Annotated in this window: 4 protein-coding genes; all 4 read left to right on the top strand. The window is 43.7% G+C overall.

The features are described from left to right. The first annotated feature begins 116 nt into the window (after window positions 1-116). Window positions 117-2,039, top strand: coding sequence for a response regulator (locus QT974_RS23340; protein ID WP_333470804.1), 1,923 nt, complete (start codon window positions 117-119; stop codon window positions 2,037-2,039). A 132-nt stretch (window positions 2,040-2,171) separates the two neighbouring features. After that, window positions 2,172-4,475: an ATP-binding protein gene (locus QT974_RS23335; RefSeq protein ID WP_333470803.1), complete on the top strand. Its 2,304-nt coding sequence runs from the start codon at window positions 2,172-2,174 to the stop codon at window positions 4,473-4,475. After that, entirely contained in the window at window positions 4,465-4,917 is a 453-nt protein-coding gene (locus QT974_RS23330) for a response regulator (RefSeq protein ID WP_333470802.1), read from the top strand. Before QT974_RS23335 ends, QT974_RS23330 begins: the two co-directional genes overlap by 11 nt. A 39-nt stretch (window positions 4,918-4,956) precedes the next feature. Beyond that, complete coding sequence (locus QT974_RS23325; protein ID WP_333470801.1) at window positions 4,957-10,491, top strand: PAS domain S-box protein; 5,535 nt, start codon at window positions 4,957-4,959, stop codon at window positions 10,489-10,491. The last annotated feature ends 232 nt before the right edge of the window (window positions 10,492-10,723 follow it).

Genomic DNA, 10,723 nt, shown 5'->3' with positions numbered 1-10,723 from the left:
AATAAGTCCGATCGCCCGAATATTCACAGATTGAAACCGATGATTCAATGAGAACAAAGCCGTAGGCCGTACATCACCAGCTTTGAAGGCATCGGAATTGCACCCCCACAACCACAATGAAGAAGTCTCCGATCAAAATTCTGTTAGTAGAAGATGATACATTACTGAGTGCGACACTGGCAAAAGTGTTAGAAGCAAATGACTACACGATCGATCGCGCCAGCGACGGAGAAGAGGGCTTAGACCTGGCAACATTGATTGAGTATGACCTGATTTTGCTCGACGTGCAGGTTCCGAAACTAGATGGGATTAGTCTGTGCCGGCAACTGCGATCGCAAAACTACCGCAAACCGATCCTGCTACTGACAGCAAACGATTCAGATGCCGATGTAGTAGCAGGGTTCGACGCCGGAGCCGATGATTACATCAACAAGCCTTGCGGTACAGAAGTATTGCTAGCAAGAATCCGCACATTATTGCGGCGCTCTAAAGCAGTTTCTCCTGGGAGTTTTGCGATCGACTCATCCACTACATTGACTTGGGGAAATCTTTGTTTAGACATGGATTCAGGCCGAGTAAACTGTGGCGAACAACTTATTTCACTGACAGTCACAGAATATAATCTGCTGGACTTATTTATGCGAAATCCCGATCGCATCTTCAGCCGCAGCGCCATTCTCGATCGCCTGTGGGGATTTGAGGATGCACCAACCGATCGCGCCATAAACACTCATATTAAGGATCTCCGAAAAAAACTCAAAGCAGGCGGCTTAAGCGCAGAAATCATCGAAACAGTCTACGGGATGGGTTATCGACTCAAACCCAGCCCCCAAGCGGAGCCGCTCCCGGCAAACAATTCTGACACCGATAGCAGCCAGAAACAGAAATCTCGCGCTGGAGATCCGTCTGCGATCGACAAAGTATTAGAGCGGTTTCGGGGAGTATTTCAGCAACAAATTGCCGTGTTGTCGAGCGCACGCACTGCTGTCAAAAGCGGAAGTTTAGAGGTGGAATTATACCAAGCTGCTAAGAATGAAGCGCATAAATTAGCAGGTTCTATGGCATCCTTCGGTTATCCTGAAGGCTCCAAATTAGCGCGAGCAGCAGAGCATTTACTAATCTCAATTAGCCCGGTTAACCCCTGTGGTGTCCTTCGCCCTTTCACTCTTGAAGAAATTACCCGATTTTCGGCAGCCGTGACAGGATTAGAGCAAGAATTAGGCAAACCAACCGTTACCTTAACCAGTTCAGCAGCGCCTAGCATTTTATCTAATCGAGTCCTAGTAGTTGACGATGATGCTGCTTTGACAGAGCGGTTACAAGCAGAATCAGAAACTCGGGGATTTCGGATGAAAATTGCTCCTAATGTCGCTGCTGCGCGATCCCGCTTGGCTATGTCAATGCCCGATTTAATTTTAATAGATTTAAGCTTTCCCGACGCCGAAGAAGATGGATTGACGCTGCTGCGAGAACTCAACGAGCGATCGCCAAACCTGCCCGTAATTGTATTTACAGGGCGCGACAGTCTGGGCGATCGGCTAGCAGTATCGCGCTTAGGTGCTAAACAATTTTTACAAAAACCTGCCACCACCGACCAAATTTTTCAAGCCATATCCCGGAGCTTAACCAAAACTCAATCCCTGCAAGCCAAAGTATTAATTGTTGACGACGATCCTGCCATTTTAGCTCACATATCGGCACTGCTAACACCTTGGGGTTTAGACGTGGTAAAATTAACCGATCCTCAAGGATTTTGGGAAGTGCTGATTGCAACTTCACCAAATTTAGTCATACTCGATTTGGAGATGCCACAAATTAGCGGGCTAGAATTGTGCCAGGTAGTGCGGCAGGATACGCAGTGGGGAGATTTGCCAATCTTAGTTGTAACTGCTCACACCGATGCAGGCTCCCTCAGCCAAGCCTTTCAAGCAGGAGCCGATGACTTCATTACCAAACCAGTCCTCGGGCCTGAATTAGTGACGCGGGTACTCAGCCGCATCAAGCGCACCGATCCCCGCCTCAAGCCGGGAAATACTTAAACTTACTAAAACCCTCAATAATTTTGACATTTGTCCACCTTAATATTTGACACCAACTCAAAAATTAAATCGAGCGGTTCCAGCCCATCCATAAATTAAGGCGATCGCATCGCGTTAGCAATAAAAAAAATTATGAGTTTTGTTAATTCTATTTCCGACCGACCGATTTTCCCCAATAATTACGATAGCGAACCGATCTATACTCCTAATACTATTCAACCTCACGGCATTTTGTTAGTTTTTAACGAACAAAATTGGCAGATTGTACAAATCAGCGACAATACTCAATCGCTGCTTGGCTATTCACCCGAGCAGTTATTAAATCAAACTCTAGCCGATCTCTTAGAGCCAGAATCTCAAAAAGTGCTAACTCAGTCTTTGGCAGGAGATTTTGAGGCGGTAAATCCTCTAGAATTAAAAATATTAAGTCCTCAAAAAAAGGCAATATTTTTTTATGGCATTGTCCACAGATCGCCCGATAACTTATTAATTTTGGAGCTGGAACCTTCAGCAGAAAATCTACCATACGATTTCTTTCAATTTTATCAATTAACTCGTCATACCCTCACTCAAGTCCAAAATACATCCGACCTCAGTAGTTTGTGTCAATTAATTGCCGTAGAAATTAGAAATATTATCAAATTCGATCGGGTGATGGTTTATCGCCTCGGTCGAGATGGCTCGGGAGAAGTTATTGCCGAAAACAAGCGCCCTGATTTAATCTCCTATTTAGGTTTACATTTTCCTGATAGCGATATTCCCCGACCAGCAAAAGAACTATACCGTCTGAATAAATTGCGCTTAATTCCTAATGTCAATGTTCAGCCAGCATCTTTGATTCCAGCTCAGTGTCCCCTGACAAATGCCTCGCTAAATTTGACTTTTTCTGTCTTAAAAAGTGTGTCTTCCTGTCATATTGAATATTTGCAAAACATGAAAGTTTGTGCATCTATGTCTATTTCATTATTAAAAAACAATCAACTTTGGGGAGTAATTTCTTGTCATAACGAGACACCTAAATATCTCCCTTATCATAGCCGAACCCTTTGCGAATTTATCGGGCAAGTCATGTCGCTGGAATTAAGCAATAAGGAAGAACAGAAAAATTTGGATGAGAAAGTTCGCTTAAAAAGCCTGCAATCTGATTTTTTTGAAAGGATTTATCAAGCAGAGGATTTTGTCGAGGCACTAGGGCAAGATCGAGAGGGTTTATTAAGCTTAGTTAATGCCACAGGGGCAGCCATCATTTCTAATGATTTAGTCACGCTGTTTGGGAAAACTCCCTCAGAAAATGAGATTAATCAATTACTAGATTGGGTTGTTCCACACCTGCAAAATAATTTTTATTATACAGAAAAATTGCCTACAGTTTATCCGAACGCCACCCAGTTTAAAGACTTGGCTTGTGGCCTGATTGTTGTCTCTATTACTAAGCTCCAGCGCAATTTTATTTTATGGTTTCGTCCCGAAGTAATTCAAACTGTAAATTGGGGTGGCAATCCCAATCAACAGGCAACAATTGATGAGAATAGTAATCTGAGGCTGTCTCCTCGCAAATCTTTTGCAAAGTGGCAAGAAATTGTCGAACTTAAAAGCTTACCCTGGCAAAATCATGAAATTGAGGCAATAGTCGAATTGCGCGCAGCTATTGTCGGAATTATTCTCAAAAAAGCTGATGAATTAGCTTCGATAAACGAACAGTTACAGCGCAGCAATACTGAATTAGATGCTTTTGCTTACATTGCTTCCCACGATTTGAAAGAACCGTTAAGAGGAATTCACAATTATGCGAGTTTTTTATTGGCGGATTATCAGAATCAATTAGATGATGATGGGGTGAATAAATTAAACACGTTAATGCAGTTAACGAAACGGATGGAAAATTTAATTAATGCTTTACTGCATTTTTCTCGCTTGTCTCGTGCAGATTTAAACCGCAATACTATTAATTTGAATCATTTAGTTAACAATGTTGTTGATATCTTGAAAATCAGTCAATCTGACTCTAAAATCGACCTGCAAATTATTCAGCCTCTGCCGACGATCGCAGGCGATCGCGTGTTAACTGAAGAAATTTTCACGAACTTAATGAGCAATGCGATTAAGTATAACGATCGCCCCGAAAAACGCATAGAAATTGGTTGTATCACGGGTAAACCCGACTGGTCATCGATCGATCATCCTGGTTTCTACCAAAACATCCCCGTTTTTTATGTTAAAGATAATGGCATTGGCATTAAAGAAAAACATTTAGATACCATTTTTAGAATTTTTAAACGCTTGCACTCCCAAAATAAATATGGAGGCGGAACCGGAGCAGGGTTAACGATAGTTAAAAAAATAGTCGAACGACATGGAGGAGAAATTGTGGTAGAATCCAAATATCAGGAAGGAACGACATTTTATTTTACTCTTTCCCAAGCGAATGAAATATGAGGATAAACCTATCAGAATATTAGTGATAGAAGATAGCGATGAAGATTTTGAGGCATTCATGCGGGCTGTTAAATCTTACGAAGGTTCATTTTCTATCGATCGCTTTACAGATGGTGATACAGCTTTGGAATTTCTTTTTCGCGAAGAAGAGTATGCCGATGCGGAAGTTGTACCTCGCCCTAGTTTAATTATTTTAGATTTAAATTTACCGGGAACCGATGGACGAGAGGTATTAGCAACTATCAGAACTCATGAGGAATTAAATTTAATTCCGATTGTTGTTTTTACCACGTCATTTAATCAAAAGGATGTGAAATATTGCTACAAGCAAGGGGCGAATGGTTATATTTTGAAACAAATGGGAATCTCTGCTTTGACCGAGACGATACACACTTTATTTCGATATTGGTTTGAATTTTCAATTTTACCCGAATTATCATAATTTGATTTATTTAAATTCAATTAAAAAATAGCAATTAGTATGAAAGATCCCGACAAAACTAAAGACGAACTGATTGCTGAATTAGAGTTGTTGCGCTCAGAAGTGGCGGCTCTCCAGCAGGCTGGACGATCGCACTCCGCAACTGAGCTACCACAGACAGCATCGGGAGTGGCAACCTTAACCCTCCCGGACTCTCAGGGTTTGGCCACCCGCCCTGAAGCAACAGGCCCATACACGATTCTGTTTGTAGACGACTCAGAAGTCGATCGCGCTACCTACCGCCGATTTTTGTTGCAAGATAGCGATCGCACCTACAAGATTGTAGAATTTGATAACGGTGAAGATGCGCTGCAATGGTGCCAGCACCAGAGCCCAGATATTTTGCTACTAGATTACTATTTACCCGATATAGATGGGTTAGAGTTCTTGGAGGAACTGTTCCAACAAACTGGGCGAAATACGCTTCCCGCGATCGTGCTTACAGGGCAGGGAAATCTCCAAATTGCCGTTGATTTACTCAAAAGCGGCGCTCAGGATTATTTAGAAAAAAGCCAGATTAGCCCAGAAGTTTTGCAGCGTTCCATTAGCTATGTGCTGCGACACAGCCAACTGATTAGAGAACGGGAATGGCAGCGACAGCAACAGCAAATCCTGGCTAAAACAGCACTTGCTATCCGCGATTCCCTGAAATTAGAAGATATTCTCAACACCACGGTAACAGAAATTAGAAATATTCTGCTCTGCGATCGCGTAATTATCTTTCAATTAGCCCCAGACTGGAGCGGCAGGGTTGTGGTAGAGTCAGTTGGTTCAGCAGCGAAACCAATTATATCCACTCAGATAAACGATCCTTGCCTTAGTGAAAGCTATTTTGAACCCTTCAGACAAGGCTTAGTCACCGCTAAATCAGATATTTATAGGGCAGAAATTGCTCCCTGTCACCTAGAATTTCTGACAAATCTCCAAGTCAGGGCAAATTTAGTTGTGCCGATTCTCCAAGGTGAAAATCTTTGGGGTTTGCTCATTGCTCATCACTGCGTCGGGCCGCGAGAGTGGCAAGTTTCAGAAATAGAATTGCTGCGACAGTTATCTGCACAAGCGAGTATTGCTATCCAACAAGCTGATTTATTGGAACAGCTACAAACCGAACTTAGAGAGCGCAAACAAGCAGAAATAACCTTACAGGAGACTCAGGAAAAACTGCAATTGTTCATCAAATATGCTCCCGCCAGTATTGGGATGTTCGATCGCTCCATGTGTTACCTAGCCGCCAGCCAACAATGGGTTGATCAATTTCAGATGGATGACCTAGGATCAATAATTGGGCGATCGCACTACGAGCTTTTCCCCGATCTGCCTCTGCATTTGAAACAAAGCCACCAGCGCGGTTTGGCAGGCTTTGTTCAGAAATGCGCAGAAGATAAATGGGTTGATCCAGATGGATCGCAGCAATGGTTCCGGTGGGAAGTTCACCCCTGGTATCGCAGCAATGGAGATGTTGGTGGCATCATTGTCTTTTCTGACAATATTACCGATCGCAAACAAGCAGAACTAACCTTACAGGAGACTCAGGAAAAACTGCAATTGTTCATCAAATATGCTCCCGCCAGTATTGTGATGTTCGATCGCTCCCTGTGTTACCTAGCCGCCAGCCAGCGATGGGTTGATGAATATCGGCTCGATGACCTAGAATCGATAATTGGGCGATCGCACTACGAGCTTTTTCCGAATATTCCAGAGAATTGGAAGCAATTCCACCAGCGCGGTTTAGCAGGTTTCATTGAAAAATGCGATGAAGATCGGTTTGTGCACTCAGATGGCTCGCAGCAATGGTTGCGGTGGGAAATTCACCCCTGGTATCGCAGCAATGGCGATGTTGGTGGCATCATTCTCTTTACTGAAGATATTACCGATCGCAAACAAGCACAAATTGCCCTCCAACAAATCAATACCGAACTCGAAAAACGGGTAACAGAAAGAACATCCCAACTCACCGAAGTCAACGATCGCCTGTTAGTTACTTTACTCGAAAAAGAACAGGCCTATCAACTGCTCAAAGAACAAGCACAACTGCTAGATCTCGCCCACGATAGTATTATCACCTGGGATTTAAACTCAGTCATCAGCTTTTGGAATCAGGGAGCCGAGTTGATGTATGGCTGGACAAAAGCCGAGGTCTTCGGACAAGAGTCGCACAGTTTATTCAAAACCCAATTTCCGCAGCCGTTGGCAGAAATTAAAGCAGAACTGTTTGAAACAGGTTACTGGGAAGGAGAACTAATTCATTGCACTAGAGACGAGCGCCAAATTACTGTATCTAGCCGTTGGGTTGTCCAAAAAGATGATACAGGTAGGTCAATTAAAATCCTAGAAATTAGCAGTGATGTTACCCAGCGAAAAGCAGCAGAATTAGTGTTGCAGCAATATATCCATGAAGTAGAAGACCTCTACAATAATGCTCCCTGCGGCTATCACTCCCTGGACGCCGAGGGGACAATAGTTCGGATCAATAATACAGAACTCAAATGGTTGGGCTATACCCGCGATGAAATCCTGTATAAAATTAAGTTTTTGGATCTGCTATCAGCAGATGGCAAACAAATTTTTTATAAAAACTTTCCCCAGTTAAAACAACAAGGCTGGGTCGAGAATCTGGAGTTTGAAATGTTCCATAAAGACGGTTCAAGCCGTTGGTTCAACCTGAATGCTACCGCGATTAAAGATGCAGCAGGTAACTTTGTGATGACCCGCTCAACGTTGTTTGATATCAGCGATCGCAAGCAGATCCAAAGAGAGCGAGAACAAGCTGAATTAGCCTTGCGAGAGAGCGAAGAACAGCGCCGATTAGCTCTAGATTTGACACACATCGGCTTTTGGGATTTAGATTTGCTCACCGGAAAACTCGTGTGGAATGACAATCACTTTACTTTACTGGGATTAGTTCCCCAGCGGTTGGAACCGTGCTATGAAATCTGGCGAGAGGGATTGCATCCCGAAGACAGAGATCGGGTTGAAAGACAGTTTAGCGATGCTCTCCAATCTCGCCTGGATTATGAATCAGAATATCGAGTCCTGCATCCCGATGGCTCTGTTCATTGGTTAATGGGGCGCGGCAAAACCATTTACGATGAATCCGGTCAACCGGTGCGATCGCTCGGTGTGATGCTCGATATTAGCGATCGCAAACGTGCGGAAGAAGCCCTCCGAAAATACGAGCGCATTGTATCCAACACAAAAGATGGGATTGCGCTGATTAATCGCAACTATATTTATCAAATAGCCAATCAAGGTTATCTGTCTTGGTGCAACAAATCTGAAAGCGAGGTTGTCGGCAATTCAGCCAGAAATATCTTGGGCCAGGAATTGTTCGACAACTTCATCAAAGCTCGCTTAGATCGCGGTTTTGCCGGAGAGACAATTCAATATGAAAAGTGGTTTGATTATCCCAATTTAGTCCTGCAATTTTTGAGCGTCACCTATACACCTTTCCGCGATGCAGACGATAATATTTTAGGCGTTATCGTTAGTCTGCGCGATCTGACTCAACTCAAACAGGCAGAACAAATGCTAGAGCTTCAGGCTGTGATTACCCGCAACATGGCGGAGGGCGTTTGTTTGGTGAGAGCCGATAATGCAGTCATTGTTTATACCAATCCTAAATTTGAGCAGATGTTTGGCTATGACTTAGATGAACTCAACGGTAAAGACATTTCGATTCTCAACTATGCCCGCGAATCGCTAAATCCTGAAGATGTATATCAAGCCATTCGATCGGCAGTTTTACAACGTGGTGAATTCAGCTATGAAATCCATAATGTTAAAAAAGACGGTACTCCATTTTGGTGCAGTGCAACTTGCTCTGTATTCCAGCATCCCGAATACGGCGATGTTCTGGTTGCAGTGCAACAAGATATCACTGAAAGCAAACAAGCCCAAGCAGCATTACTACAGAAATCGCGACAAGCAAGTTTGCTCTGGACTATTACTCAAGCGATTCGCCAATCTTTAGACCTCAATGATATTCTGAATACTGCCGTCACAGAAGTCAAGCAAACATTACAAGTCGATCGCGCTGCGATTTATCGTTTCACTCCCGATTGGAGTGGAGATTTTGTGGTTGAGTCAGTCGATCCGCAGTGGGTAAAACTGGTGGGATGCAATATTGAAAAAGCTTGTGAAGATGTCTACCTGCAAGAAACTCAAGGCGGACGCTTCCGCAATCACGAAACCTTGGCGATCGCCGATATTGACGAAGCTGGACTTCATCCCTGTCACATCCAACTCTTGCAACAATTTCAAGCTAAAGCATATTTGGCAGTTCCCATATTTTCGGGAGAATTCCTCTGGGGATTGTTAATCATCTACCAAAATACTGTACCTCGCAATTGGCAATCTTGGGAAATTGAATTGCTCGAACAGATTAGCAGCCAACTGGCGATCGCCATTCAGCAATCCCAACTCTACACCCAACTTCAACTCGAATTGCAAGAACGCCAACAAGCCACCGCCGTCATCCGAGAAGCCGAACGTCGTTGGCGATCGCTTTTGGAGAATGTGCAGTTGATTGTTGTCGGACTCGATGCGTCGGGAATTATCAATTACGTCAATCCATTTTTTGTCGGCCTCACAGGGTATGCTCACGAAGAAGTTTTAGGCAAAAATTGGTTTGAAAACTTTTTGCCTAGCTCTAGTATAAAATCAACTGAAGCCGATTTCTTGCAACTCTTAACTCATAATGCTCATCCCTATTATCGAAATGTCATTTTGACCAAATCCGGTGAGGAACGATTCATTGCTTGGAACAATACAACGCTGCAAGATTCAGATGGAACAGTCATCGGCAGTATCAGCATTGGGGAAGATATCACCGAACGAAACAAAGTCGAACAAATTAAGGATGAATTCATCGGCATTGTCAGCCACGAACTGCGCACTCCTTTGACAGCAATTCAAATGTCCTTGGGACTGTTAAAAACTGGAATTTATGATAAAAAACCAGAAAAGTCCCGGCGCATGATCGAAATTGCCCTACTTGATACCAATCGTTTGGTGAACCTGGTTAATGATATTTTAGATTTGGAACGACTGGAGTCCGGGCGGGCTTTTCTGGATAAAACCCTTTGCAAAGCCACAGATTTGATGCAGCAAGTAGTAGATAACCTTCAGGCGATCGCCGCTCAACACCAGATTTCATTAATTATTACCCCCACCGATGCAGAAGTCTGGGCCGCCGCAGATGCCATCCTCCAAACCTTGACAAATTTACTTAGTAATGCAATTAAATTCTCGGCTGTCGGTTCCGCCATTTACCTGAGTGCGGAAAACCAAACAGACTGCGTGCTGTTCCAAGTTCGCGATCGCGGGCGCGGCATTCCAGCCGATAAATTAGAACTCGTTTTTGGGCGATTTCAGCAAGTCGATGCTTCAGATTCCCGCGAAAAAGGAGGAACCGGCTTAGGATTGCCCATCTGTCGCAGTATTATTGAGCAGCACGGTGGAAAAATCTGGGTTGAAAGTATCTTCGGTGAAGGCAGCACATTTTTATTTACACTACCCTTACCTGCGATCGAATAACCGTCAGATTTATGCTTTATACGCAGTCACAGACTATTGTTTAATCATGAGATTCAGATCCCCCCTAGGGCGTGTTTTCAAACTACTGATTATGAACCAAATCTCTCGGAGATCCCCCTAAATCCCCCTTAAAAAGGGGGACTTTGAGACTCTTGCTCCCCCCTTATTAAGGGGGGCTGGGCAGGGTGGATTAATTGTCAGGGGGGAATGTATGATAGAAGACGTAATCAAG

The sequence above is a fragment of the Microcoleus sp. BM001215392 genome (genome assembly GCF_036700185.1).
In the GTDB taxonomy this organism is placed as follows: domain Bacteria; phylum Cyanobacteriota; class Cyanobacteriia; order Cyanobacteriales; family Microcoleaceae; genus Microcoleus.
The sequence above is the reverse complement of the archived record's forward strand: the minus strand, read 5'-3'. Positions and strand labels throughout refer to the sequence as shown.

Excerpts from the sequence above, each read along its gene's own strand:
- QT974_RS23330 (WP_333470802.1), top strand. The coding sequence starts at position 4,465 with ATGAAATATGAGGATAAACCTATCAGAATATTAGTGATAGAAGATAGC.
- QT974_RS23335 (WP_333470803.1), top strand. The coding sequence starts at position 2,172 with ATGAGTTTTGTTAATTCTATTTCCGACCGACCGATTTTCCCCAATAAT.
- QT974_RS23340 (WP_333470804.1), top strand. The coding sequence starts at position 117 with ATGAAGAAGTCTCCGATCAAAATTCTGTTAGTAGAAGATGATACATTA.
- QT974_RS23325 (WP_333470801.1), top strand. The coding sequence starts at position 4,957 with ATGAAAGATCCCGACAAAACTAAAGACGAACTGATTGCTGAATTAGAG.